The 25900-nt window shown below is 42.2% G+C and carries 23 protein-coding genes and 1 tRNA gene; 16 read left to right on the top strand and 8 right to left on the bottom strand.

What is annotated here, in order from left to right:
• Nucleotides 1–93 precede the first annotated feature (93 nt).
• Complete coding sequence (gene can, locus Q8W40_RS11830) at nucleotides 94–759, top strand: carbonate dehydratase (RefSeq protein ID WP_101113294.1); 666 nt, start codon at nucleotides 94–96, stop codon at nucleotides 757–759.
• Between the two features lie 82 nt (nucleotides 760–841).
• Here can and Q8W40_RS11835 read toward each other — a convergent pair whose 3' ends face one another.
• From Q8W40_RS11835 to folB, 3 genes are read right to left on the bottom strand one after another with little or no spacing between them, the layout of a single operon-like run.
• The gene (locus Q8W40_RS11835) at nucleotides 842–1645 is read right to left on the bottom strand and encodes an undecaprenyl-diphosphate phosphatase (protein ID WP_305397325.1); all 804 of its coding nucleotides are present in this window, start codon (nucleotides 1643–1645) and stop codon (nucleotides 842–844) included.
• Nucleotides 1642–2136 carry a 2-amino-4-hydroxy-6-hydroxymethyldihydropteridine diphosphokinase gene (folK, locus tag Q8W40_RS11840; RefSeq protein ID WP_305397326.1) on the bottom strand — a complete coding sequence of 165 codons (495 nt, stop codon included), beginning with the start codon at nucleotides 2134–2136 and terminating at the stop codon, nucleotides 1642–1644. The genes Q8W40_RS11835 and folK overlap by 4 nt, the downstream gene beginning before the upstream one ends.
• On the bottom strand, nucleotides 2133–2492 hold the full coding sequence (gene folB, locus Q8W40_RS11845; protein WP_305397480.1) for a bifunctional dihydroneopterin aldolase/7,8-dihydroneopterin epimerase: 360 nt from the start codon (nucleotides 2490–2492) through the stop codon (nucleotides 2133–2135). Before folB ends, folK begins: the two co-directional genes overlap by 4 nt.
• Nucleotides 2493–2604: 112 nt before the next feature.
• On the opposite strand from folB, the gene plsY reads away from it, so the two are divergent.
• Nucleotides 2605–3210: a glycerol-3-phosphate 1-O-acyltransferase PlsY gene (gene plsY, locus Q8W40_RS11850; protein WP_104399954.1), complete on the top strand. Its 606-nt coding sequence runs from the start codon at nucleotides 2605–2607 to the stop codon at nucleotides 3208–3210.
• Here the strand turns inward: plsY and Q8W40_RS11855 are convergent.
• Nucleotides 3207–4022, bottom strand: a complete 816-nt coding sequence (locus Q8W40_RS11855) for an alpha/beta fold hydrolase (protein WP_305397327.1) — start codon at nucleotides 4020–4022, stop codon at nucleotides 3207–3209. The genes plsY and Q8W40_RS11855 overlap by 4 nt on opposite strands.
• A 124-nt stretch (nucleotides 4023–4146) precedes the next feature.
• On the bottom strand, nucleotides 4147–5166 hold the full coding sequence (gene tsaD / locus Q8W40_RS11860) for a tRNA (adenosine(37)-N6)-threonylcarbamoyltransferase complex transferase subunit TsaD (RefSeq protein ID WP_305397328.1): 1020 nt from the start codon (nucleotides 5164–5166) through the stop codon (nucleotides 4147–4149).
• 208 nt (nucleotides 5167–5374) lie between these two features.
• On the opposite strand from tsaD, the gene rpsU reads away from it, so the two are divergent.
• The 9 genes from rpsU to Q8W40_RS11905 all read left to right on the top strand — a co-directional run bounded on the left by rpsU (nucleotide 5375) and on the right by Q8W40_RS11905 (nucleotide 13919).
• Entirely contained in the window at nucleotides 5375–5590 is a 216-nt protein-coding gene (rpsU, locus tag Q8W40_RS11865; protein WP_001145625.1) for a 30S ribosomal protein S21, read from the top strand.
• A 25-nt stretch (nucleotides 5591–5615) separates the two neighbouring features.
• On the top strand, nucleotides 5616–6059 hold the full coding sequence (locus Q8W40_RS11870) for a GatB/YqeY domain-containing protein (protein ID WP_305397329.1): 444 nt from the start codon (nucleotides 5616–5618) through the stop codon (nucleotides 6057–6059).
• Nucleotides 6060–6159: 100 nt separating this feature from the next.
• Nucleotides 6160–7902, top strand: a complete 1743-nt coding sequence (gene dnaG, locus Q8W40_RS11875; protein ID WP_305397330.1) for a DNA primase — start codon at nucleotides 6160–6162, stop codon at nucleotides 7900–7902.
• 129 nt (nucleotides 7903–8031) lie between these two features.
• Nucleotides 8032–9879, top strand: coding sequence for an RNA polymerase sigma factor RpoD (gene rpoD / locus Q8W40_RS11880; RefSeq protein ID WP_101113303.1), 1848 nt, complete (start codon nucleotides 8032–8034; stop codon nucleotides 9877–9879).
• Between the two features lie 142 nt (nucleotides 9880–10021).
• Nucleotides 10022–10097 (top strand) — tRNA-Ile (locus Q8W40_RS11885).
• A 355-nt stretch (nucleotides 10098–10452) separates the two neighbouring features.
• Nucleotides 10453–10878 carry a restriction endonuclease gene (locus Q8W40_RS11890; RefSeq protein ID WP_305397331.1) on the top strand — a complete coding sequence of 142 codons (426 nt, stop codon included), beginning with the start codon at nucleotides 10453–10455 and terminating at the stop codon, nucleotides 10876–10878.
• 484 nt (nucleotides 10879–11362) lie between these two features.
• Entirely contained in the window at nucleotides 11363–12673 is a 1311-nt protein-coding gene (locus tag Q8W40_RS11895) for a hypothetical protein (protein ID WP_305397332.1), read from the top strand.
• 35 nt (nucleotides 12674–12708) lie between these two features.
• On the top strand, nucleotides 12709–13044 hold the full coding sequence (locus Q8W40_RS11900; protein ID WP_305397333.1) for a hypothetical protein: 336 nt from the start codon (nucleotides 12709–12711) through the stop codon (nucleotides 13042–13044).
• Nucleotides 13041–13919 carry a hypothetical protein gene (locus Q8W40_RS11905; RefSeq protein WP_305397334.1) on the top strand — a complete coding sequence of 293 codons (879 nt, stop codon included), beginning with the start codon at nucleotides 13041–13043 and terminating at the stop codon, nucleotides 13917–13919. Before Q8W40_RS11900 ends, Q8W40_RS11905 begins: the two co-directional genes overlap by 4 nt.
• Nucleotides 13920–14264: 345 nt before the next feature.
• Here the strand turns inward: Q8W40_RS11905 and Q8W40_RS11910 are convergent, their stop codons facing one another.
• From Q8W40_RS11910 to Q8W40_RS11920, 3 genes are all read right to left on the bottom strand, one after another.
• Entirely contained in the window at nucleotides 14265–14633 is a 369-nt protein-coding gene (locus Q8W40_RS11910) for a hypothetical protein (RefSeq protein ID WP_305397335.1), read from the bottom strand.
• Nucleotides 14630–16234: a S1 family peptidase gene (locus Q8W40_RS11915; RefSeq protein WP_305397482.1), complete on the bottom strand. Its 1605-nt coding sequence runs from the start codon at nucleotides 16232–16234 to the stop codon at nucleotides 14630–14632. The genes Q8W40_RS11910 and Q8W40_RS11915 overlap by 4 nt, the downstream gene beginning before the upstream one ends.
• Before the next feature lie 134 nt (nucleotides 16235–16368).
• Nucleotides 16369–19161, bottom strand: coding sequence for a methyl-accepting chemotaxis protein (locus tag Q8W40_RS11920; protein WP_305397336.1), 2793 nt, complete (start codon nucleotides 19159–19161; stop codon nucleotides 16369–16371).
• A gap of 814 nt (nucleotides 19162–19975) precedes the next feature.
• Between Q8W40_RS11920 and Q8W40_RS11925 the strand changes: the two genes are divergently transcribed.
• From Q8W40_RS11925 to Q8W40_RS11945, 5 genes are all read left to right on the top strand, one after another.
• Nucleotides 19976–21769 (top strand): lysophospholipid acyltransferase family protein, encoded by a 1794-nt coding sequence (locus Q8W40_RS11925; RefSeq protein ID WP_305397337.1) that lies wholly within the window; start codon nucleotides 19976–19978, stop codon nucleotides 21767–21769.
• A gap of 188 nt (nucleotides 21770–21957) precedes the next feature.
• On the top strand, nucleotides 21958–23106 hold the full coding sequence (locus Q8W40_RS11930; protein ID WP_305397338.1) for a histidine decarboxylase: 1149 nt from the start codon (nucleotides 21958–21960) through the stop codon (nucleotides 23104–23106).
• A gap of 121 nt (nucleotides 23107–23227) precedes the next feature.
• Nucleotides 23228–24103, top strand: coding sequence for a hypothetical protein (locus tag Q8W40_RS11935; protein WP_305397339.1), 876 nt, complete (start codon nucleotides 23228–23230; stop codon nucleotides 24101–24103).
• A 198-nt stretch (nucleotides 24104–24301) separates the two neighbouring features.
• Complete coding sequence (locus Q8W40_RS11940) at nucleotides 24302–24532, top strand: microviridin/marinostatin family tricyclic proteinase inhibitor (RefSeq protein WP_305397340.1); 231 nt, start codon at nucleotides 24302–24304, stop codon at nucleotides 24530–24532.
• Between the two features lie 261 nt (nucleotides 24533–24793).
• Nucleotides 24794–25867, top strand: a complete 1074-nt coding sequence (locus Q8W40_RS11945; protein WP_305397341.1) for a TRAP transporter substrate-binding protein — start codon at nucleotides 24794–24796, stop codon at nucleotides 25865–25867.
• Nucleotides 25868–25900 lie beyond the last annotated feature (33 nt).

A 25900-nucleotide genomic window follows, 5' to 3' on the forward strand; every position in this document is an offset into this window, starting at 1 on the left:
TGACCAGTCACAAAATCATCAAGAACATTGATTTGAAAGAGGTATGAGACGTCAAGCTTGTGTATAGTGGCGCAAATAAAAAGGAAATGTCGCATGCCGGATATCAAACAGTTATTTAATAATAACTCTTCTTGGGCCCAAACCATCAAATCTGAAAAGCCTGAGTTTTTTACCAATCTAGCTGAAGCCCAGCACCCCGAATACCTTTGGATAGGCTGCTCTGATAGCCGTGTACCCGCTGAACAACTGACCGGTTTAGCCTCTGGTGAATTGTTTGTTCATCGCAATGTCGCCAACCAAGTAATTCACACCGACCTAAACTGTTTATCCGTTGTGCAATACGCTGTAGATGTACTCAAGGTAAAACATATTATTGTATGTGGGCACTATGGTTGTGGTGGCGTTAATGCGGCAATAGAAAACCCTCAGTTAGGGCTTATCAATAACTGGTTGCTGCATATCCGAGATTTGTACCTAAAACACAGAAATTGGTTAGGCAGTCTTCCTCGTGAAGAGTGGTCAAACAAGCTGTGTGAAATTAACGTGGCCGAGCAAGTCTACAACCTAGGCAATTCCACCATCATGCACTCAGCGTGGGAGCGCGGTCAGGAAGTTCAAATTCACGGTTGGATTTACGGTATTGGTGATGGGGTGCTCAATGATTTAGGCGTTCGCTGCCACAGCAGAGAATCGTTGGAAGTATCTTATCAGGCGTCTATCGCAAAAATATTAAACGTAGAAGCTAAAAATAACGATTGATAAATACCCAATCACTTATCTAATTCCCAATAAAAAGCGGTCGATAATTAGACCGCTTTTTATTGGCTTACTTCTAAATATTTTAGTTCAACAACAAAAATGCTATCAGTCCAAATCCAAGAATCAGACGGTAGATAACAAATGGCGTCATACCCATTTTGGAAATCAGTTTCAAAAAGAAATGAATACAGATGTAAGCGCTGATGAACGAGGTCACAATACCCGTTAACAGGAATCCCATATGAACAGGCTCACCACTGGTGACCAATTTCATACCAAGATAGCCGCCTGCCAATGTGATGATTGGAATAGACATTAAGAATGAAAAACGCGCCGCTGCTTCACGAGTAAAACCAAGATACAGTGCTGCGGTGATCGTTGCTCCTGAGCGCGATGTCCCCGGAATCATTGCTAATGCTTGTGATACACCAATGAAGACAGATTTCTTCCAATCGGCAGCGTATTCATCGTCTTTAAGTGGAGAATTTTTATCCACCCACCATAGCAGCAAGGCAAACACGATGGTTGTTGTTGCGATGACCCAAGCACTACGTAAGTAGATTTCAATGATGTCTTTCATAAACAAACCAAACACGCAGGCCGGAATCGTGGCAATAACAATCATCCACGCCAGTTTAGCTTCTTTACTTCTGTCGCCTTTAAAAATGGACGCAAACAATGCAGCAAAAAGGGTAACGACTTCTTTACGAAAATAAATCACAACAGCAAGTAACGTCCCCACGTGCACGGCAACGTCAAATGCTAAGCCTTGATCTTCCCAACCTAGAATGGCGGAAGGCAAAATTAAATGGGCAGAACTGGAAATAGGAAGGAATTCTGTTAGACCTTGGATGAGGGCCAACATAAAAGCTTCAAAATAACTCATTGATTAAAATCGCTATCAAAAGGATTCACTGGCGTCAGTGAATCTAAATTATCCATTGTTTGCCAAACCTGCGTAACGGTTCTGCCATCATTTGGGATCACTAAATGAGGGCAAAGCTCATACATAGGCTGAATAACAAACGCGTATTTATAAATGTCTTCGCGTGGTAAAGATGGCGTACTCGAAACAATGTCGCCATACAAAATAATGTCCAGATCTAATGTACGATCTTGCATTTTTTGTGCATCAGGGTTTCGCCCCCAACGAATTTCGGCTTCTCGTAACTTAGCCGCTAAATCGTCAAGATTTAACGGCGTTTTCATCTCGACGACTAGGTTATAGAAAGGACGACTTTCAAATCCAACCGAAGCACATTCATAGACAGTTGAAACCCGTAATTGTTCGCCAAGTTTACGTAACTCTGACACAGCAGCTTGAACATGCTTCACCGGTTCAATATTTGACCCTACACCTATATAGGTGACGATCATGCCTGACCTCGTTCGATCACAACGCCAACGCTTTTTGCTTGAGGAACCGCACCTGGCTTAGCTAGGCGAATTTTCACCCAAGGCACTGAGAATTGCGACATAATTAACTCTGCTACTTCTTCAGCCACACGTTCTACCAACAAAAATCGACCTTTTTCGATATGCTCTAATACCGCTCCGCTCACTTGAGCGTAATCAAGGGCATCAGAGACATCGTCACTCTTTCCTGCAGGCTGATTATCGTGCGCCATTTCAATATCCAGAACCAATTTTTGTTTTATTTCTTGTTCCCAGTCGTAAACCCCAATAGTGGTAATCACTTCCAATTGTTCGATGAATACTTTGTCTAAAGCCATTATTCTTCCTTTATCGTTTACAGGTCGGATACCCATTTGAGGTAAAAACCCGTAGAATATACTCGATTTTCCTAACCTAATCAGCATTACTTTTGGTGAATTAAGGACAAGCATGACACCCACTGCACTCATCATGATCATCTCCGCCTATTTGTTAGGTTCGATCTCTAGTGCCGTTTTAATTTGCCGCTTGTTCCGAATCCCAGATCCTCGAACAACAGGTTCTCATAACCCTGGTGCGACCAATGTACTCAGAAGTGGTTCTAAATTTGCTGCGGTATCAGTATTGCTGATCGATATGCTCAAAGGCACCGTTCCTGTTTGGCTAAGTTGGTACCTTGGGGTAGAAGATGTCATTTTAGGTATAGTCGCAATTGCCGCTTGCTTAGGTCATATGTATCCGCTGTTTTTTCATTTCAGAGGCGGAAAAGGCGTGGCGACGGCGCTGGGTTCAATGGCACCCATGGGGCTAGGTTTAATGGGAATGTTAATGGCAACGTGGGTAACAGTTGTCTTTTTTACTCGCTACTCTTCTGTTGCATCTATTCTGACTACGCTCATTGCGCCGCTTTATACATGGTGGTTTAGGCCGGAATACACACTTCCTGTCTCTATGTTGTGCTGCCTAATTATTTTACGTCATCATCAAAACATTAAGCGTTTATATGAAGGTACGGAACCCAAAGTTGGCGACCGCACCTCCTCATCTAAAGCTTAACCATAGACTCTATTTAAGAAGCTAATCAGTTTTTCATTAACGAAGCTTGGCTGCTCTAGATTACTGATATGGCCGGCATTAGGGATAACCGTTAATTCACTACCCGTAATAGCATCTTGCATCAAATACGACTCGAAGACAGGTCTTGGCTTATCTTGATCGCCCACCATAATCAGTGTGGGTAAAGCAAACTTTTCAATATCTTCAAACTGATCACGACGTCCAAATACAACCTGCCCTACTTGAGTCACATCAACTGCCGCCTCACCTTGTAATCGAGAAAGTGACTGACGGAAATTAACGACCAACTCTGGGTTCTCAACTCCCGCATCTTTGGCGAAAAATAGAGGTACGATTGCTTCCAAGATAGGTTCAGGTATCGATTTGGCGAGCGCGATACCATCCAGCATTCCGAAATATTTGGCGTGTGTAATTTCCGGCTCCAGACCAACAAATGAGTCCATAATCACCAAAGCCTTCACTCGAGATGGGGCTAATGTGACAACTTCAGTTCCCCACATTCCGCCTACAGACAGCCCAATAAGACTGAACTCTTCAATCTCCAAGCTATCCATTAGTGACAAAACATCTGACGCGTAATCTTGGAGCGTGGAGGTTTGCTGCGGCAAAGCTTCGGACTTACCGTGCGCCCATAAGTCCGGTACGATACAACGATATTGCTGACTCAACACCTCGATTTGAGGTGCCCACATGTTGCTGTCCCACAGGTAACTGTGTCCAAACAGTAAAACCGGGCCTTGACCCACATCTTGATAATGCATGGTTTGACCATGACGGGTGAAAGTAGGCATAGGAATCCTTTAGAAAATGCATACCCAAGTAACACCGATTAAATGCAACTTGGAACTTACAGAAACGACCAGTTATTAGCTGGTCGCTGTATGTGAATCACTTAGGGTCTATAGACCCTAGTAATTATGAATGAATCGGATCTAGCTGATCAATTGGCCAACGAGGCTTGGCTGAAACCGTTAAGTCCGCCACCTCATCATTCTTAAGACGCTGCATACCAGCATAAGCAATCATGGCACCATTATCGGTACAGAATTCGGTGCGTGGGTAATACACTTCCCCACCAATTTTATTGGCTAACGTTTCGAGATCGGTCCGCAGTTGTTTGTTTGCACTCACTCCACCCGCAATAACAATGCGCTTCATGCCCGTTTGTTCTAGTGCTCGCTTGCACTTAATCACTAAGGTTGCGCATACCGCTTCTTGAAACGCATACGCGATGTCGGCGCGAGTTTGGTCATCGTTATCGTTCGCCGCTATCGTATTGGCCGCGAATGTTTTAAGACCGGAGAAACTCATATCCAACCCTGGGCGATCAGTCATCGGACGTGGGAATTTAAATCGCCCCGGAGTTCCGTTTTCCGCCAAACGAGAAAGCAATGGACCACCTGGGTAATCTAGCCCCATTAATTTGGCGGTTTTATCAAACGCTTCACCTGCAGCGTCATCAATCGATTCACCCAGAATTTGGTACTCACCAATGCTCTTCACTTCCACCATCATGGTGTGACCGCCAGAAACCAGCAAAGCAACAAAAGGAAATGGAGGTGGGTTATCTTCCAGCATTGGGGCTAGCAAGTGACCTTCCATATGATGCACTGGAACGGCTGGTACTCCCCATGCATAGGCTACACTGCGACCAATCGTTGCGCCTACTAATAGAGCCCCGACCAAACCAGGTCCAGCGGTGTATGCGACGCCATCAATGTCTTTTGATGTTAACCCTGCTTCCTTTAATGCTTCTTTAATCAATGGAATGGTTTTCTTTACATGATCTCGGGAAGCAAGCTCTGGTACCACCCCACCGTAATCGGCGTGAAGTTTAACTTGGCTATATAGCTTATGACTTAAAAGCCCTTTATGGTCATCGTAAATGGCGATGCCTGTTTCGTCGCAGGACGTCTCTATACCTAAAATGCGCATTACGTTCTCAGTATTAGCTAGAATTGCGGCAAGTTTACCGCTACGAAAAAAAATTAACCAGTTCTGGCGGCGATAATACTTTACAAAGGGTAACTGATCAGATTAAAATTCCGCACCATTTTTGATCAAGCTGGTTAAAGACCCTTCAGACTACTGATGGGTTGGTAAGGTACCAGCATTAACGAATAACCCCTGAGGTGAAAGGCATATGCCAGTAGTTAAAGTACGTGAAAACGAACCGTTCGACGTAGCTCTACGTCGTTTTAAGCGCTCTTGCGAAAAAGCAGGTATTCTTTCTGAAGTGCGTCGTCGTGAGCACTATGAGAAACCAACTACAGTTCGCAAACGCGCTAAAGCAGCAGCTCAAAAGCGTCACGCTAAGAAGCTAGCTCGCGAAAACGCACGTCGCGTTCGCCTGTACTAATAACTTGCTCCAAAAGGATTAAGTTATGGCTCTAATTGATAAACTCAAAGATGAGCAAAAATTAGCGATGAAAGCCAAGGACAAACCGCGCCTTGGCACAATTCGTTTAGCTTTGTCAGCCATTAAGCAACGTGAAGTCGATGAACGGATTACTCTGTCAGACGACGATATTCTTGCTGTGCTGACCAAAATGGTTAAACAACGTCGCGATTCAGTCGCTCAATTTGAATCTGCTGGTCGTCAAGATCTTGCAGACGCGGAGAAAACTGAAATCACTGTACTAGAGGACTTTATGCCTCAACCGCTAACCGAAGAAGAAGTAGCTGCACTGATTGATGCTGCTATTACTGAATCAAAACCAGCGGGCATGCAAGATATGGGTAAAGTGATGGGTGTTCTAAAACCGCAAATTCAAGGGCGCGCAGATATGGGTAAAGTCAGCGGACTCGTTCGCTCTAAATTGGCTTAAATCCAAATCAAATTGCAACAAGCCGTGCTATCCTCTGGAGTGCACGGCTTGTTTGTATCTGCAAGCCTCTTCTTTTCTTTGATTCAATACTCTGGTTTTTATGGCAGGACAGATCCCTCGTTCTTTTATTGATGACCTCCTCGCGCGACTTGATATCGTAGATATCGTCGATGCTCGAGTGAAGCTGAAAAAGAAAGGCAAAAACTACAGTGCTTGCTGCCCCTTCCATAACGAGAAGACTCCATCTTTTAGCGTAAGCCAAGAAAAACAGTTCTATCACTGTTTTGGTTGTGGTGCGCATGGCAATGCCATCGACTTCCTTATGGAGTACGAACGCTTAGAGTTTGTTGAAACCATTGAAGAACTCGCTTCCTACCTTGGATTAGAAGTTCCAAGAGAACAACGAAGCGGAGGTGGCTTCAGCTCAGCTCCAAAAGCCAATACAGAGCAAAAGCGCAATCTTTACGACATGATGGGCAGCATTGCTCAGTTTTATCGTTCTCAATTAAAACTATCAAGCAGCAAGCATGCCATTGAGTACTTAAAAGACCGCGGTCTTTCAAAAGAAGTTGTTCAGAAATTCGGAATCGGTTATGTCGCCGATGAGTGGGATTTAGTCCGTAAAAACTTCGGACAATCTCAAACGAATCAAGACATGCTTGTTTCCGGCGGTATGTTGATCGAAAACGATAAGGGCAATCGCTACGACCGTTTTCGTGGGCGCGTCATGTTTCCGATTAGAGACAGACGTGGGCGTGTCATTGGTTTTGGTGGTCGAGTCATTGGTGATGGCACACCAAAGTATCTCAACTCACCAGAAACCCCCATATTCCATAAAGGTAAAGAGCTCTATGGATTGTATGAGGTACTCCAAGGCTATCGAGAACCGCCTCAAATACTTGTAGTTGAAGGCTACATGGATGTGGTTGCCTTGGCACAATATGGGGTGGACTATTCCGTCGCATCGCTAGGTACATCCACCACTGGCGATCATCTGCAACTCCTGTTCCGACAAACCAATACGGTCGTTTGTTGTTACGATGGAGACAGAGCAGGTCGAGAAGCGGCTTGGAGAGCATTAGAAAATGCGCTTAGCTTTTTAAAAAGCGGCAATATTCTAAAGTTTCTTTTTCTTCCTGATGGGGAAGACCCAGACAGCTACATTAGAGCACACGGTAAAGAAGCTTTTGAAGAGCAGATGAAAAATGCCGAGCCTCTCTCTAATTACCTTTTTAGCAATTTACTTTCGCAAGTAGATGTAGGCAACAACGAAGGTAAAGCCGCATTAGAGGCATTGGCACTGCCTTTAATACACAAAGTACCTGATACCTCTATGCAAGATCAGCTATTAAAGCTGTTGGGACAAAAGACGGGAATTTACAAAAAACCATCCTTACCGAAACAGGATGGAAAGCCCCCCGCCCCCCATAAAGAAATCAAACGCACTCCAATGCGTGAAGTCATTGCCTTACTTCTACAGAACCCACATTACGTGGAGTTAGTACCAGATTTGACCAGCGTGCGGCATATTAACTTGCCGGGGTTAAGTTTATTTGAGGAAGTACTTGATAAATGCCGTTCTCATCCCAATATCAACACTGGCCAGCTACTTGAGCATTGGCGTAACGAGAAAAACGGATCACTGTTATCACGTCTCGCAGGTTGGGAAGTACCACTCGAAGACGATAATCAGGAAGACATTTTCCTCGACTCACTGGATAACATTATTGCCCAGTGTGTTGAAAAACAAATTGAATCGCTACAAGCGAAAGATAGAAGTGTCGGCCTAACACCCGACGAAAAAAGAGAGCTCGTCGCTCTAATGCTGGACTTAAAGGCATAGATAACCACCATGTAGCGGTGAAATTATGTGCTAAGTTATCATAGTCATCAGCTATTTTTTTTGATAAAATTGGCGGTTTGCATTTCGCAAAACTAAACTCATCACCAGACCTGAAGTTGGATATCGTCTATGGATCAAAATCCGCAGTCACAGCTAAAAATACTTGTTATTAAAGGCAAGGAAAAAGGCTATCTGACCTACGCCGAAGTAAATGACCACCTACCTCAAGAGATTGTCGATTCTGAACAGGTAGAAGACATCATTCAGATGATCAACGATATGGGTATCAAAGTAGTTGAAACTGCTCCTGATGCTGATGATCTAGCACTGAACGATGACACGAACATCACCGATGAAGATGCGGCTGAAGCTGCAGCTGCAGCACTTTCTAGCGTAGAAAGTGAAATTGGTCGTACCACAGATCCAGTCCGTATGTATATGCGTGAAATGGGTACTGTAGAACTATTGACTCGTGAAGGCGAGATCGATATTGCAAAACGCATTGAAGATGGTATTAACCAAGTTCAGTGTTCAGTTGCAGAGTACCCAGGCACGATTTCTTATGTGCTTGAGCAGTTTGACAAAGTTCAAGCCGAAGAACTGCGCCTGACCGACATCATTTCTGGTTTTGTTGATCCTAACGACGAAGAAACTGCAGCTCCAACTGCAACGCACATCGGTTCAGAGCTTGCAGAAAAAGATCTGGAAGACGAAGACAAAGACGAAGCTGACTCTGACGACGACGATGATGAAGAAGAAGATACAGGTATTGACCCGGAGCTAGCCGCAGATAAATTCTCTGAGCTACGCAACGCTTACCAAAACCTTCAACTTGAAATCAACGAACAAGGTCGCGATGTTGCTCTAGCGGGTGAAACTGCGACAGAGCTACTCGATATTTTCCGTCAGTTCCGTTTGATTCCAAAACAGTTTGATTACCTTGTAAATGAGCTTCGCACCTCTATGGATCGCGTACGCACGCAAGAGCGCTTAATTATGCGTTCGTGTGTTGAATACGGTGACATGCCAAAGAAATCTTTTGTAGCTCTGTTCACAGGTAATGAATCTTCAGAGGCGTGGTTGGATGAAGTATTGTCTTCAGACAAACCCTACGCAGCGAAGATTAAACGCAACGAAGAAGAAATTCGCCGCAGTATCTTGAAGCTAAAAACCATAGAAGAGGAAACGTCTCTTCCGGTTCAAAGTATTAAAGACATCAGCCGTCGCATGTCTATTGGTGAAGCGAAAGCTCGCCGTGCGAAAAAAGAGATGGTTGAAGCAAACTTGCGTCTTGTTATTTCTATCGCGAAGAAATACACCAACCGTGGTTTACAGTTCTTGGATTTGATTCAAGAAGGTAATATCGGTCTGATGAAAGCGGTAGATAAATTCGAATATCGCCGTGGTTATAAGTTCTCTACTTACGCTACATGGTGGATTCGTCAGGCAATTACACGTTCAATCGCTGACCAGGCACGTACAATCCGTATCCCTGTTCACATGATTGAAACGATCAACAAGTTGAATCGTATCTCTCGTCAAATGCTACAGGAAATGGGTCGTGAACCTCTTCCTGAAGAATTGGCAGAGCGTATGCAAATGCCTGAAGACAAGATCCGTAAAGTACTTAAGATCGCGAAAGAACCAATCTCGATGGAAACGCCTATCGGTGATGATGAAGATTCGCATCTTGGTGACTTTATCGAGGATACAACCCTTGAGCTACCGCTCGATTCTGCTACATCAACAAGTTTGCGTGTTGCAACAAAAGATGTACTAGCTGGGTTAACACCTCGTGAAGCAAAAGTACTTCGTATGCGTTTTGGTATTGATATGAATACCGACCATACACTTGAAGAAGTGGGTAAGCAGTTTGACGTAACACGTGAGCGTATTCGTCAGATTGAAGCAAAAGCACTTCGCAAGCTTCGACACCCAAGCCGCTCGGAAACACTTCGCAGCTTCTTGGACGAGTAATAAAAACTCAAATATGTATAAAAGGTGAGCACTTGCTCACCTTTTTTGTTTCTAGTGTTCTAAGTGCGCAAAAACTAGACATAAATTACCCCCTCACTATCTAGACACACCCTTAGGCTTCCCCTATAATCATCCACCTACTGGCCCCTTAGCTCAGTGGTTAGAGCAGTCGACTCATAATCGATTGGTCCGCAGTTCAAGTCTGCGAGGGGCCACCATATAAAGAAAAGCCTGAGAGTGATTTCACTTCTCAGGCTTTTTGCTTTTCTGGCTTCTGTGTAGAAAATCTGTAGCACCTTCTGTCCCTAATGACTTCCAAAGCTTAAACCTATAATAACCATCACATATCAACTCGATACATATTTAATTAAATCAGCATCATATACCAAAACAATGACTGACAGATGGCTAAACGACACGACGGTTTGCTGTAACACTTGACGAATAACCACTGATGTTTAAAAGTGATGTTTGCCGTCATGTCCTGTATTGGCATTGACTATATTACTCCGTGGGTAATATTAGATAACGATAATTTAATGTTTCATGCCGTCGTCCACAATCTAAAAAATCATGGCTACATATACTGCCACTGTATTTTTGATTCCTAGCCCTATTATCTACTTTAAGAAAAGAAACCACACAGTACTTATATACAACCGTACCAACTATAAAATCAGCGAGATGGGACGAATCTACTTAAGGAAATATAGGGTAGAGTTTGAGAGCTATATCGGAAAATACTACAAGCATCATGGCGACGAGGTTAAACAAAGCCTGTCAAGCGTGTCTGATAGTTGTGTAGTCATTTGGTTAAAGAAAGAGTGGGGGCAAAGCCTTGTACAATGTACACACTGGCAGGCTCGTAAAGTAAGTGTTCAATTACTTCGAGAAATGTATGGTGTAATGATAGAAAAGTACGCTGATCGCATGAGCATTGTCACTTCTGATAACTTTACTAATGAAGCCAAACGGTTTACTAAAGGTAAGCGCTTTTAACTTATTAACGGTGCAGAACTCATAAGTATGGTGGAAAGCGGCAAATACAGCTGTTTTCAGCCTCCCAAGCTCTCAGCCCCAAAACACATTACAATGCGAAAAACGCCCCCCGTCAAAATGCCCTAACAGCGATAAAGTATTAGTGATTAGAACAGCCAAACGAGGCCGTAATAAAGACAATCAATTTTATGGCTGTAACAATTTCCCGAAATATTTCTTTACTATTTCAGTTTCAAGTACTGAGATCACAACTTCAGCTCAAAAGCAGAACAAATTAATAAATATTTCTTTAGTAAATTTCGTGCACCACTTGAGCGAAATGCGAAAGAAAATAATCGAAGATGAGAAAGCTTTGATCACCTTTCTTAGGAGATTGACTCTTATTATTCAAAAATCAATCAACTATTTGAATTCTTTTATATTCCTTGCCTAGATAAAATTATTTTTGTAACCTTACGCATCATTTTGCGTAAGGCTTGCCTAAGTGAAAAATAACTATAGTACTAATGAATTCTTGAGAGCAACAAGATCAAAAAAGCTTGATAAGGAAAACTCGAAGAAAAAAAGAAAGAAAAGAAGCAAAAACGTGCCTTACAGTTCTACAAATATGAGAAACCTTTCCTATATGTCAGAAAGGCACTCATCTATAGTTACGAGTAAAACATGCGTTCGACACTGCCCTAAGCTGTTTTCACTAATTGAGCACCCAGAAACAACACTAGAATTTATTTCAGATATCGCTCAACTAGGACGAAGCTCTTCGCTGAGAAAGATTCATCTAGATCATTCTTCGATTACTTGCCATGATTTAGGTGCTGAAGTCCTTTTAGGAATAGCAGTAAAGGCAGTCAAAAGCACAGCAATGACAAGGAACAGAAAAGTCCTAGTTCGTGGGAGTCTACCTAAATCCGAAAGAAAGCAAAGACTAATTCGATCAATGGGGGTCATAAAACAACTAGACATTGAACATGAAAACTTTGTTGAGGATAAGTTAGAGCTCTTTGACTTTGTAGGTCAAAAAAGCTCTACGGTAAAATATCAAGATCAAGATAGAAAAAATCAATGTACGACAAAATTTGTTGATCATTTAAATAACTGCCTTAGTTACTCAGATAAGCAACTGACTGAAGAGTCGATAGGTCAACTCGTTAACTACCTTGGTGAGATTATAGGCAACGCTGAAGACCACAGTGGCGAAAATAAATGGTACGTATGCGGTTACTTGGATCATGTAGACGAAAACAAAGAAAGTGATGATGATGATGACAATTATCACTTCTGTGAGATTGTTATCTATAATTTTGGAAAAAGTATAGCAGAGACTTTTATGGAGCTATCACATGATTCTTTTACTATGAAACAAGTAAAGCCCTATATTGATGCTCACGAAAAGAGTAATTTTTTTAGTAAGACCTGGGATCGAAGTACATTATTAACATTGATTGCTTTGCAAGGGTACGTCAGCTCCAAGAACCAGAATGAGGACACAGACAGAGGTCAAGGCACAGTAGATCTCATAGAGTTTTTCCAGAGTGTTTCAGAAGAACGTTTACCTAACTCTAGTAAAAAGGCTAGAATGGCAATTATTTCTGGTGATACGCATATTTATTTTGATGGCACTCACCGCATTAAGGTTGATGATACCGGAAAGGATGTAATTGCATTTAATTCAAGTAACGACCTTAGTGATAAGCCTGATCATAAATATGTTAGGAAGATGAAGAATGTATCATTTCCAGGAACCATAATTGCAGCACGTTTCCCTATTAGTAAGAGATATACAGAAACTGCTTGATTTCTAACTAATAACTTAGTTGGGAGGTAGTAAAAATGGGTAAGATTGTGGATATAGATTTTAAAAAGCTAGGTGGTCCAACATACATTGGACGAGATAAAGGCGAAGCTGTTCGCAAAAACTTTAAGCTAGATGAGCTAGAGATGGCTGACTGCTTAGAAAAAGTTCGAGTAAATATTCCACCAGAAACATACAACATTAATAGTTCCTTTTTTTTGGGCTTGTTTGGAAAAAGCATTCGAAAAGCCGGATCAGAAGAAAACTTCCTCGCAGTGTTTGACTTTCAAACTCATGGAAAAACCTATCAGGTAATCAAGAGAAGTATTGAGAGAGCTCTAGTAGCTAAGAAAGGGCTAAATATTAAACAATGAGACGAGCTACTATTCTTTGTTTACTTTTAGCCTCCTGCACAACTAACGAAAAACTCTATGATAGAAATCAGCGGGAAGTTGGTACAGATATACATCTCATAAAAAGCGTATCATTCCATCGTTTATCACTCCTCACAGATGACTCTTTAACTCAAAGAGTAAGTTATACCCCTAATATCTTAGTTCCTAAAAAGAACTTTAGGAGTGAAAAAGAAGCCACAACTTCTCATAGCGACTCACCTTCAAACACAGGTCCTTTTCGCGTTGTTACAACAAATCAGGATCAATCTATGGGATCAACATCTGTTTATGTCGAAAGCAAAAACAATCTCCCTCTATATTTTTCATCTTTAATTGCCGCAATAGGAATCCTGCTCAATGGAATTGTATTCCTTTACACCAGAAAGGATAAAAATAGAGATCATAGTAAAGGTGTAATTGATGAGTTTTGGTATAGAACAATCTTAATGCCTGAGCTGAGATACCATGCTAAAGAGTTTGTTAAAGACAATATAGATTTTTGGTCTGAAATGAAATCAAAGACAGTGTATGCGCCAATCAAATCCGAAAAATTTATTAAAGAAAGGTTCAACGTGCATTATCACAAGGTATTGATGTCAGTAGAAAATATCAAAATGATCGATTCTGAATTTAGTAGAGGTGAAGAAGTTCAAGGACTATTTGAAAATTTGGAAGATAGAGTTGTTGATGCATCCTATTCAATGAGACAGAATAATTTTCATGAAAGGTTAGTAAAAATAAACGAAATCATAGATTCAATCAATGAGTTGGAACCAAAACTCACTAGCATCCTGTTATCACAACACCGTGATTTTTCTGGAATTGAGACTCAAAACCTAGCGATGAAAAATTAGAAACATTGTACTTGTAAAGATGTCGTATCGATTGGTCCACAGTTCAAGTCTGCGATGAGCTACCATATAAAGAAAAGCCTGAGAGTAATTTCACTTCTCAGGCTTTTTGCTTTTCTGGCTTCTGTTCTCAGAAAGACATCCTTTAGAAGCTTGCTTCACTGAAACTTTCAGAGGTATTGAGTCTTGAGAACAATCTAGAGCAATGCTCAAACACCTCTTCACCTAGCTCTCTGTACGTTCTAGCAAAAGACTGTGCCAAAATACTTTTTTCTGCCTAGATAAGACAAAAGCCATGCGTCTGCATGGCTTTATAGGCAATAAATTAGTCATACATAATACAGACTATTATTTCACGGAAGTAACCGCCTCTGGGTTCAATACCTTGACTTCTACGTCCTTCAATTGAGGAGGTAATGAGAGCTGAAATTCCTCGTACATCGGTGCTCTTCTACAATAGTCCGGCTTTGTTCGAATAACACTGATACTGACTTTACCCGCTTCCACTTTGTCAATTTGAAGTTCAAAGCTTTTGTCATCCGTACACCCTGTTGATTGAGCGACGAACATCAATAAGTGCTCCCAACGCTTTGATGAAACCAACGGCTCAACCGTCCCTTCAACAGTATTTACGGACACATTTGGAGCGGTCTCAATCGCGCAGCCTGCAAGCCCAGTAAAAGCCATTGCGGCAACGAGCATCTTTACTATTTTCACTGGTGTGTTCTCCTATTTCTGAATATAGCGAAAGGCAATAGCAATAAGAGCCAGCCAAGCGAAAGGCTACCACCTGAAGATCCTGAATTAGGCGTACTCAATTTAATATTTTGGATGTACACAGTATCGTAGTCTGAAGAGTAACCGATGGCTCCTCTTTCATATACAAACATAACATCATTATTGTCTTGACTCAGGGTCGCACGATAGGAGTAATAATCCGTTTCATGCCCAGTGTACTCAAACTCAAATTGGCCATTCACGTACATTTTAAAATAGCCTGAGTTTTGTTGAGCCCATATTCTAGCGTCAAACGTAAGCTCACCTTTCTCTATATTTTCGATTCGCAGCAAAGAGCTCTGCCCTCGTGGTGTGCTACCTGCTTTTAACGTACCAGTGGAATATACTTCCCACGGTGAGGCGTTCGCATAAACAGCGCTTCCTAACCCAGCAACATTTTTCACGTCACTGCTTGCGGCAACTAAACCATATGTGTGTAATTTAGTTTTCAACTCGCTTTTATCAGCATGGGTGGTACTTGCAATAATTTCAGATTCCCCTTTACCTAAAGGAACCGTCACTTCAACGCTAACATCACAGCTTTCACCTTGTTGGAGATCGCCTGCTGTCTCACATTGGTTCTCGATGATTCTCATCTGACTCGTATCAGAAGAGGAGATACTGGATACGCGAAAAGGGGTCAATTCATTATTTTTAATCGTCACCGTTTTAGACAGTTTGTTTCCAGCTTGATTAAAGCCAAAGTACACGTTTTGGCGGTAGCTGACACCATTCATTTGATCGTTGATCCAACTATTTAAGTAAGCAACGTTTGCGTAGACCCCATACTTTCCTGCTTGAGCACAACCTTCACCCCAACTGACTACACCCACTTGAGTAGGTGTTCCATTGAGGTCTTGAACTAATGGACCACCACTGTCGCCTTGGCAAGCATCTTTTCCGCCATAGGAGAAGCCCGCACATATAGCAGCTTGATTAATGTTGTTGTATAACCCACCCGATGCTTTGCATGTAGAACGGGAAACAATCGGCAATTCCACATCATACAGTTCGTAAGGGAAAATGCCTTTCAGATCACTGTTAGGTTGCTGATTACCCCAACCAATAACCGTGACGGTTTCTCCATTAGAAGGCTCTTGGTTATTAGCAGCGAGTAAGACTTTATCTGAGTTAATCGCTTGGTCGAGCTCAATAACCGCAACGTCATAATTCAGTGTTTGGTTGCTGTAAAGCTCGTGTGAATAGATACTTTGAATGCCAACCCTAGTTCCTTGAGAACTCGCTTTTTTAAGATCATGAATTCCAACAATGACATCCAGCTCTTCAGGGTTTACCCCATCAACACAGTGCGCAGCCGTTAAAACATACCGATCACCGAGGAAACTTCCTCCACAGGATTGCCCTAAAAAAGCATCTTTTCCTTTAGTTACTAAAGCCGCCATAAACGGCCATTCACCTTCGGTGGATTTGCTACCACCGATAATTCTTTCCGGTGAAGCAGGGGTTCTTACTGACTGTTCAGAAAAGGCGGCAGTATTAAATGCGCTTACTATCCCTAAAACCAAAACTGTATTTTTCATTTTCACGTTGTTATCCATGTGTCTTTTTGTTCAAGTTAGAACTTACCAATAATTGATAAAAGAGGAATTTATTCTTTTGTAAAAAACCACGCTTATCACTGTTTATTAATAAAATTTTGAGCCACTGATCGCACCTAAACCTTAAACTGATGCGTGTATTCACTCAGGTTTTCAGCGGATTGGGCAACTTCTTGGCTGGCACCAGATAGCTGTTCGGCACTGGCGGCAGTTTGCATAGACGCCTCACTGATGCGTAAAACACTCTGATTCACTTCTTCCGTTACTTGAGATTGTTGCTCCGACGCGGCTGAAACTTGCGTCATCATGTCGTCTATTTGCTCTATAGACTCTGTTATCTCAACAAATGCTTGCCTGGTGCGTACGGAAAACTCAGCAGTGATATTGGCTTGTTCTTCACTTTTCGCCATATTACTTGTCGCTGAGTCAGCGGCTTTTTGAACGGCGGTGATCATAGTTTGAATATCAGAAGCGGACGTTTGCGTGCGCTGAGCAAGGGTTCTAACTTCATCTGCAACGACGGCAAACCCCCTTCCAGCTTCACCAGCACGAGCTGCCTCAATGGCTGCATTCAGTGCAAGGAGATTGGTTTGCTCTGCAATTTCTTGAATCACTGTTAACACATGACCAATTTCTCCACTTTTACTCTTGAGCACGAGCATGTTTTCATTCGTGGATTTCACATCTTCAACCAGTTGGCTCAAGGCTGCTTCGCTATCAGTTAAAACCTTCTGACCTGAATTACTCTTGGTGTGGGCATCTTGAGCGGCATCTGCAGCACCGGCTGTGCTTCTGGACACATCAGCAATCGTGCTCGACATTTGATTGATAGCGGTTGCAACCATTTCTGTGTCTTGATGCTGATGACGCACTGCCGACGTGGTTTGTTCTGATGCAACGGAGGTTTCTTCCGCTGTCGATGCCAACGTATTCGCAGCCTGCTGGATATGCGCAATGAGCGCGGTCAATTTTTCAGACATGTCACGCAATGCGCCATACAGCGTTTCGGAAGAGGCTTTCTGGTCAAAATGATGCGTTAAATCGCCATTAGCAATTTGCCGAGCCAGTTGAATCATTTCTTTAGGTTCACCGCCAAGAGGTCGCTTAATGGTATTCGCGAGATAGATAGCAAAACCGACGATAAATACAACAGTGATAGCCAGTAGAGTCCAGATGCTTGTACGAATGGTATTCACCGCCGAAAAAGCTTCTGACTCATCGACTTCTGCCACTAATGCCCAAGTAAAATCACCAATATCTAAAGACGAATAGGAAGAAAGGACACGATGACCCTTGTAGTCTTCAATGATTTTATCTCCGGACTTGCCTTGGAACGCTTCCATGGTGGCTTCTGTTTTAACACCATTGTTTTTCACGTTCCCTGCAAATGAGGCGCTTACTGTCCTCCCTTCTGGATCTAAAAACGAGTCGGATCGCATACGGAAGTCTTGTCCAACTAAGTAAGACTCTCCTGTCTCTCCCATTCCTGTTCTTAGCTGCATAACGTTATTGATCGCATCTATCGATAACTGAAGTGCAACCACCATTACGGTGTTGCCTTGGTTATCCAAAACTGGCTGACCAATAAACGCAGCAGGGTCGCCATTAGATGGCGCGTAAGGTTCAAAGTCCGCGATGTGATATTGCTGGTTATCCAACACTTTTCGAGTGAGTTCACCTAAATTTGAACCTGAATACTCACCTGTCAAAATGTTGGATTGGTAGTCCGACTCTTTTGCTACGGTATAAAAAACTTCACCGTTTGGTTCGATTAAGAAAAGATCATAGTAGCCATACTTTTCTATGTACTGACTATAAAAATCTATGCCGCTATTGTTTTTGGGCACAAATGATTCGGCAACATCTTTTTCAGTCACCATAACCCAACTCAGTTCATCTGAAACATTGATGATGTCCCACACAGACAATACCAAGTTGCCGTTATAATCTTTGAAAATGCCTTGCCCGTCTTGACCTTCTAGCCCCATCTCTACGGCATCAGTGTTTACTTGGGTGTTGTTTTTGAAAGACGCAGTAACAGAATACCCTGCAGGATCGAGCTTGGAGTCAGAACGCATGAGATTATCAGGACCCACTAAATAGGTTTCCCCTGTAGTCCCCATTCCCTGTGATTGGCTAACAATGTGGTTAATTTTATTAATGGGGAATTGAAGCGCTACATACCCAGCCACATTGCCTGATATGTCTCTGACTGCGGAAAGAAAGAAGCCAGCCGGTTCATTATTAGAGGGTTGGTAGAGGGTAAAATCCCCCACCACAATTTGCCCTTCATCGATGTTCTTATCTACCGCTTGGCGATATGCCTTTGCTAAACCCGAATGAGTTAACATCTCCGAGTCTAAGTTTTGTCCTAGATCCGATTCACGAGCGCTGGTGTACATGATTTGCCCATTTGGCGTAATCATGAATACGTCATACCAACCAAAATGCTTTACATACGCATCTATTTCATCTTCAAACATAATGGCATGAAATTCCCACATCCCATCTCCGTAGGAAGCATGTGAAAACATCTGTAAAGCTTCTTCAGCCATCTTTGATTCTGCAAGAAGAGATAACCCCGATTTGAGTTGTTCTAAGTAATCAACAAGCTGCTGCCTTTGAGATTGATTAACGGCGCTGAGCTTTCGAAACGCTTCCAATTGCAAAGTGTTGGCGACTTCAGTGAGAACATCCATATCCCCTTCGCGTTCTTTAAAGAAGTTTTCTATTTGCGATTGCTTAATACTTCGAACCGTATCCAATTGATCATATGAACGCTCTCTTAGCGCCTCTTCTGCCAATCCAGATGACCATAAACCTAAAATTAAAGCTGGAATCAGCCCAATAAAAAGAAGCGCGCCAATAATGACGTTTGAAAGTTTAAATTTGTTGATGAATCGTCCCATGATTACTCCGCTGAATCCGCTTATCCAAGCCAGCTTTTACACTTCTAATGACGCTTAACTGATGGGAAATCAAAAACATCATCGTGCGGTAAAAATATTTATATCAGTAGGTATGAGACCTAATTAATAATCAAGTTTCAATAAGCAGACACACGTTGAAACACTTTTATTATCAACAATTTATTTAAGATTTATTTACACCATTATTTCGAGAAATGAAAAGCACAAATGCCAAATGTAATGAGGTATGGGAATTAAATATTTAAGAAAGATTAAAGATAAAAGGCAACTAGATGGAAAAGCTAGGAAGAAATATAAGAAGAGGTAAATTGGCGAGCAAGAAATCTTAACATGCCCGCCATCCAAGCAGCAGTAAGCGAGATATCATTATGTTGTACTAGTGTGGAAATGGGCTTATCTCATGAGCCACATATCTAAATTAGCATATTCAAATATAAGTACGATGAATTATTCAGCATTTTGCGACTGAGTTATTTTTTAGCGTTTCAAAATTTATCATTGTTACATTTTTACACACTTTTACTGATTATCGTGTCCAAGCAAGAAGATCCAAAATGTTCTTGCTGCCTTAATAAAATCCACACTGTCATTTTTTCGACTTGTAATCGAAGCCAAATTGTCACTTCTCCGTCATAGCATAACCTTGTCTCCTCCATAAATGTGCAGGCGTAAGGTTCGTTCAATCAAGAGCCTTAATTAGTCAGTTCATCAATGGATTAGGTAGTTAAAGCGCATTAGATGTAAATGGTTGAACTCCCAAACTTACGCTCTTAAAAATTGATTAGAGGTTCGCATGACAGTAAGCAGTCCATTCAAAATCCCAAGGAAAACCCCATTTGGAATTGGTGAAGCCGTTGCAGAATGGGCAACAGGGCTCAATCAACTCGACAAATTCTATGCTCAACGTCCAGTAGGATGTGATACCACGCAATTCCTTCGTTTCACATTGGAGAAGTTGGGGATTGAATATCAGCTATTGCAAGGCACATTAGAAAAAGTTCCGAAATCCGGGGCAACCGTTGTGGTTGCTAACCATCCACTTGGGTGTGTCGAAGGGGTAATACTGGCAGAGCTTCTTCTGACAATTCGGTCTGATGTTCAAATATTGGCAAACCAGTATCTTAAAACGGTGCCAGAATTGGATAAGCTATTCATTGGTGTGGATGTATTTGAAGGTCGAGAAGCTCACAAAGCGAATCTCAAAGCATTGCGTCAAGCACACAGGCACTTAGCCAATGAAGGGATACTACTCGTTTTCCCAGCGGGAGAAGTGTCTCAGATAGAAAGAAAACGGGCAAAAGCGCAAATACAAGACAAAGAGTGGAGTCGTTCTGTCAGCTCTCTCATCAAAAAGAACAAAGCTGCCACAGTGCCATGCTTTATTGACGGTCAAAACTCTCGTCGTTTCTACATGGCTGGAAAGATTCATCCCTTGCTCCGTACGCTAATGCTAGGACGAGAGCTACTGAACAAACGTCAATGTAATATCGGAATCAGCATTGGCGACGCCATTCAGTACAAAGAAGTTCACTCTCTTTGTGACTCTCAGCTGATCAATTATCTGCGCCTAAATACTTATCTTTTGAAACCAGCAAATTCAATTAAGCACTACTCCTCTCCTTCAACAACCGGAGAGAGATATAGTAATGCCACTCCAATTGCGCCTCAGCTTCCACTACACGAGCTATTAGACGACCTGAAAAGCCTTCCAGATGAAGCGCACCTTTTGGATAGCAATCAATTCTCCGTATATTGTTGCCATTCAAAACGTATCCCAGCCCTTTTACATGAAATCGGCCGAATGAGAGAAGAGAACTTCCGGCTCGTAGGGGAAGGCACGGGGCGAGAGCTAGATTTAGATGCCTTTGATAAGGAATACCTGCACTTGTTTGTTTGGGATAACGATAAAAAGTGCTTAGTGGGCGCCTATCGCTTAGGTGTTGTTGATCATCTAATGCAAAACGGAGGGCTCAATGCGCTCTATACCCGAACCCTGTTCCAATATAAACATCGATTCATTCAAAAAATGAGCAAAAACGGTAAGTGTATCGAAATGGGGCGCTCGGTTATCGCCAAGGATTACCAACGCAGTATGAGCGCTTTATTATTGTTATGGAAAGGAATCGGAACATACATTCAGCGACACCCTGAATACACTCACCTCTTTGGTCCAGTGAGTATCAGCAATGATTACAGTGACAAAGCGAGAAAGCTACTTGCTGAAACGATGACAATGCACCATTACGATACGGACAGCGCGCATTATGTTAAACCCACTAACCCTCTTAAAGATGAAAGCAGTGTGTGGAACCCCAGTATGCTTGCAGCCCTAGGAGATCTTCAACTTCTCTCTAGAGTGATCGCTAGAATAGATGATGGGAAGACATTACCTGTATTGCTGCGCCAATATCTTGCTCTCAACGGAAAATTAGTCAGCTTCAACGTCGATCCTGCATTCAACAATGCGCTTGATGGGCTAATCCTTGTTGATCTTCGAAATGTACCAATAAAAACATTGGCAAGGTATATGGGGCTAGAGAACGCGCAGCGCTATCTAACAAGGCACGCTTTCAATGAGCATAATTAAGTGCAAATAACATTGAAGAATCAATACTAAGCCGGACGCTAGGCGTTCGTCTTAGAGGCCGTAAAAATAACTTTACACAGCCAACTCAAGTAGAGATATGTCAATCAAGTTACATTTATTGTTCACTCTTACATCAATTGCTAGCATCTTTACTAGACGCACGAAAATATGTAAATGGATGTATATAAATGGCATTATCTCCACAGGACCAGCAAACGCTTCAAGAATTCTTTGAATACTGCAAAACACACCAATACAACAATATTGGCTACCCTGTTGCAGCAGACTTTAACTACAAAGATCTCGATGAATTCTGGCAGTTTTCATTTAATAACTGTGGAGATTGGGCTGAAACATCAAACTACCGATTGAATTCTTTTTACTTCGAAAAAGAAGTAATGGCGTATTTTGCAGATAAGTTTCAATTGCCCTTTGATGAGTCTTGGGGGTACGTGACCAATGGTGGCACGGAAGGCAATATGTATGGGTGCTACCTAGCACGCGAAATGTTCCCTAATGGCATCTTGTATTTCTCGGAAGATACACACTACTCCGTCGCCAAAATCGTTCGACTTTTAAGAATTGAACACCGAGTCGTAAAAAGCCTTCCAAATGGTGAAATGGACTATAACGACCTTGAAAAACACATTGCATCGAACGGAAAAGCCAACCCGATAATATTCGCAAACATTGGCACTACCCTGTACGGCGCTACGGATGACCTCTGCAAAATTAAGCGCATCTTATCGAGCGCTGGTTTCCAAAGGGAAGAATACTACCTTCATGCTGATGCCGCTTTTCATGGCATGATCCTACCTTTTGTCGACACCCCACAACAATACTGCTTCTCTGATGGCATCGACTCCATTTCTGTTTCTGGTCATAAAATGATTGGGGCTCCTATTCCTTGTGGCATTGTGCTCACCAAGAAATCCTACGTGGACAACATCAGCGTTGCCGTGGATTACATTGTTGCTATCGACAAAACCATTACAGGATCTCGTAACGGTTTAACACCATTAATGATGTGGCATGCCATTAAAAGTAGCACCGAACAGGAAAAAGAGTTGCGCGTTAAACGCTGCCTTAGGTTGGCCGAATACGCTGTAGAAAAACTTCAGAATAAAGGTGTTGCGGCTTGGTGTAACCCAAACTCTGTTATTGTGGTTTTCCCAACACCTACAGAAGCCGTGTGGCGCAAGTATGGACTCGCGAATTCAGCTAAGCATGCACATCTCATCATTACAGGGCACATGATCGATAACACCGAACTGTTAGAGCAACTGGTTGAAGATGTTGCAGAAGATACTCTCAGTCTTCAGCCTACATGCAGCTAACTTGAAACTGGTGTGATTTTTAAAAGCAACGAAATGTAATCATTCTCATTTATATGCCATTAAGCTCTTAGGGTTGATATTGTCCTCTTAATTTTTATATTCAACAAGTTAAGGGTACAGAGTGAATAAAGCAGTTATAGCAGCATCTTTCTCAAGTATTGTGTTGGTGGGTTGCGGTGGTGGAAGCGGTGATACAGGCAATGTCACCTCCCCCACTACTAAGAGTAATTGCGGCGAAATTCATTTAAACCGAGGTTATAGCAACACCGAATTGGTCAGTTCTTATTGGGGAACACAAGATCAACAATCAAGAATCCTTTCTAGAGTTCACCCTAGCATCTTCAGCGGGTCGGTGGAAACAACGTTAACGTCCAGCTCAGCCCAATGTCAGCAATCACTCAATGCATTAAGCGGTTATACGTACCATACTTGGGAAGGAGAGTCGCAAGGTAACTTAGCTACGGGCGAGCAGTTTTATTTTAAACCCACCCTTCGTGTCCAATACGATCTCCCGCCAGTCGAGTCATATCAAAAATGGGTCGAGGATAGCAAACCAGAATTCGTGAATACCACCATAAACAAGGTAGAGCTCTACTCTGTCGTTGCGATTGGTTTTGGCAGCAACGCTCAAGAATTCAAACCTTCAAGTTCAGACGCCATGCACTTAACGGAACTTCCCCTTCAATGCACAGTAGCTTTACCTACCTCAGTAAAAATTACGGAGAGCTCGCCTAAATCCATCGCGGATATACAGGTTGCGAATATAGACACTCGATACTGCGGCGAGCCCTACAATGATGCCAAAAGAGAGTTGGTCAGAAACTGTATATCAGCCTCTCCAAGCACAGAAAAAACACCAGTCAACTGTACTTTCAACAATGCCAAGGTTGGTGTTCCCGACAACAAAGGTAACTACTTTCCAGCTTATGTTTCTGGCAGCGTGACTCGAGAGCAAGGTCAAGACTTTGTATTACAAGTCAATAAGGTGGAGTATTAAATTTGAAATTTAAGGCGGCGATAACTTTCGTCTTTACCTATTACTTAATGGCATTCATTCTAGTTTGAACTCGGGCGAAGTTTTTCAATCAATGAGAAAAAGTCACATTTTTTCCTTTATTTTTTTTTGCTTTCACAGAAAAATACGTACTGATTATGACTATTAATCAGTAAGTTATAAAACTAAAAGGAATTTACCATGAGTAAGAACACTCCATTTTTTTCAAATTTTGTTGAGTCACAAATTGAGGAATTATCACAAGAAGAGATGACACAGTGCGCCGCAGGTAAAGTTGATGGAACTTTCGAGTTTACAGCTTCAGCTAGTAGCTTTGTCACTCTAAAAGCACCTTCAGATGCCGATGAGCTCGCGTTCGAAGATGTCATCCTTAGAGGTACTTGTCCGGGGATGAACCCGACTTTAGCCTAAACTGATGCAGTTGCCTCTCATTTTCCTGAGGGGCAACTTACCTTAAAAGTGATTTTCATATCACTTTGAATTCCACATAAAGTACTAACTCAGTCAAATATTCTGGATTGATACCCCACCCTTTTTAGCACAATTATTTTTATCGCCTTACCAAATAGAATTCGTAAGAATAATCAATTAATCAAAGCTCTAGCGCACTATTTTTATTCTTCATTATTTGTCTTTATGCTGGCTAAAAACCATGGAACAGGATGAATAACAATGACAATAAAACAATATGCCTCCAAAGTGCTCATTGCCTTAGCCGTAATATCTTTACCGTTAAGTGCAAGTGCCGCTGAAAAAATCTACCGATTAAAGTTAGCTGAAACTTGGGGACCGAATACTCCAATACTTGGAGACGCCACTAAAAATATGGCGAAATTGGCAAAAGAAATGTCCAATGGTCGCCTCGATATTCGCGTGGACTCGGCAAACAAGCATAAAGCGCCTCTCGGCATTTTTGATATGGTCAAATCAGGTCGATACGATCTGGGGCATTCCAGCTCTTATTACTGGAAAGGTAAAGTGCCAAACACATCATATTTCTCTTCTATGCCATTTGGCATGATGTCTACAGAACAATACGCTTGGTTTTACCGAGGCGGAGGCATGGAGCTCATGCAGCAAGTATACGCTCCTCATAACTTGCTTTCTTTCCCCGGCGGCAATTCCGACATTCAAATGGGAGGGTGGTTTAGAAAAGAAATCAATTCCATCGACGATCTAAAAGGCTTGAAAATCCGCATTCCAGGGTTTGCTGGTGAAGTGATGGCTAGAATTGGCGCAAAACCAACCAATATTGCACCTGGTGAGCTTTATACTTCATTGGAACGAGGAACAATTGATGCGCTCGAATGGGTCGGACCGGCATTCGATTTACGTATGGGTTTTCAGAAAATTGCTCCTTACTACTATTCAGCATGGCATGAACCCGGAAGTGAAACCCAATTTCTAGTGAATAAAAGAGTTTGGGATAAGCTACCTAAAGATCTTCGGGTTATTTTAGAAACGGCATTCAGAGTGACCGCTTTCGATATGTATAACCAAGCATTGGATGCAAACGCCAATAGTTGGGCAACAATGAAAAGCGAATACCCAGACATCAAAGTGCGTGATTTCCCGCCTTCAGTTCTTAAAGCCATGCGCAGCGCCACTGATGAGTTGCTGCAAGAGCAAGCCAACAAAGACACGCTTGCAAAAGAAATAATTCAATCTCAAGCGGAATATTTGAAGAAAGCAAGAGCATGGACCGATATATCGCTGAAAGCTTACCTCAACTCCGAACACCAGTAAGGTTGCAAAATAACAATTACTAAAAAGAGAAGA

It is taken from the genome of Vibrio penaeicida (genome assembly GCF_030689305.1).
Classification (GTDB): Bacteria; Pseudomonadota; Gammaproteobacteria; order Enterobacterales; family Vibrionaceae; genus Vibrio; species Vibrio penaeicida_B.

Bases quoted from the DNA above. Each gene is read 5' to 3' on its own strand.
- Q8W40_RS11835 (WP_305397325.1), bottom strand. From the start codon at position 1,645: ATGAGTTATTTTGAAGCTTTTATGTTGGCCCTCATCCAAGGTCTAACA.
- Q8W40_RS11905 (WP_305397334.1), top strand. From the start codon at position 13,041: ATGAGACGAGCTACTATTCTTTGTTTACTTTTAGCCTCCTGCACAACT.
- Q8W40_RS11940 (WP_305397340.1), top strand. From the start codon at position 24,302: ATGAGTAAGAACACTCCATTTTTTTCAAATTTTGTTGAGTCACAAATT.
- plsY (WP_104399954.1), top strand. From the start codon at position 2,605: ATGACACCCACTGCACTCATCATGATCATCTCCGCCTATTTGTTAGGT.
- rpoD (WP_101113303.1), top strand. From the start codon at position 8,032: ATGGATCAAAATCCGCAGTCACAGCTAAAAATACTTGTTATTAAAGGC.
- folB (WP_305397480.1), bottom strand. From the start codon at position 2,492: ATGGCTTTAGACAAAGTATTCATCGAACAATTGGAAGTGATTACCACT.
- Q8W40_RS11945 (WP_305397341.1), top strand. From the start codon at position 24,794: ATGACAATAAAACAATATGCCTCCAAAGTGCTCATTGCCTTAGCCGTA.
- Q8W40_RS11900 (WP_305397333.1), top strand. From the start codon at position 12,709: ATGGGTAAGATTGTGGATATAGATTTTAAAAAGCTAGGTGGTCCAACA.
- Q8W40_RS11920 (WP_305397336.1), bottom strand. From the start codon at position 19,161: ATGGGACGATTCATCAACAAATTTAAACTTTCAAACGTCATTATTGGC.
- can (WP_101113294.1), top strand. From the start codon at position 94: ATGCCGGATATCAAACAGTTATTTAATAATAACTCTTCTTGGGCCCAA.
- Q8W40_RS11925 (WP_305397337.1), top strand. From the start codon at position 19,976: ATGACAGTAAGCAGTCCATTCAAAATCCCAAGGAAAACCCCATTTGGA.
- folK (WP_305397326.1), bottom strand. From the start codon at position 2,136: ATGATCGTCACCTATATAGGTGTAGGGTCAAATATTGAACCGGTGAAG.
- dnaG (WP_305397330.1), top strand. From the start codon at position 6,160: ATGGCAGGACAGATCCCTCGTTCTTTTATTGATGACCTCCTCGCGCGA.
- rpsU (WP_001145625.1), top strand. From the start codon at position 5,375: ATGCCAGTAGTTAAAGTACGTGAAAACGAACCGTTCGACGTAGCTCTA.
- Q8W40_RS11915 (WP_305397482.1), bottom strand. From the start codon at position 16,234: ATGAAAAATACAGTTTTGGTTTTAGGGATAGTAAGCGCATTTAATACT.
- tsaD (WP_305397328.1), bottom strand. From the start codon at position 5,166: ATGCGCATTTTAGGTATAGAGACGTCCTGCGACGAAACAGGCATCGCC.
- Q8W40_RS11890 (WP_305397331.1), top strand. From the start codon at position 10,453: ATGGCTACATATACTGCCACTGTATTTTTGATTCCTAGCCCTATTATC.
- Q8W40_RS11930 (WP_305397338.1), top strand. From the start codon at position 21,958: ATGGCATTATCTCCACAGGACCAGCAAACGCTTCAAGAATTCTTTGAA.
- Q8W40_RS11870 (WP_305397329.1), top strand. From the start codon at position 5,616: ATGGCTCTAATTGATAAACTCAAAGATGAGCAAAAATTAGCGATGAAA.
- Q8W40_RS11855 (WP_305397327.1), bottom strand. From the start codon at position 4,022: ATGCCTACTTTCACCCGTCATGGTCAAACCATGCATTATCAAGATGTG.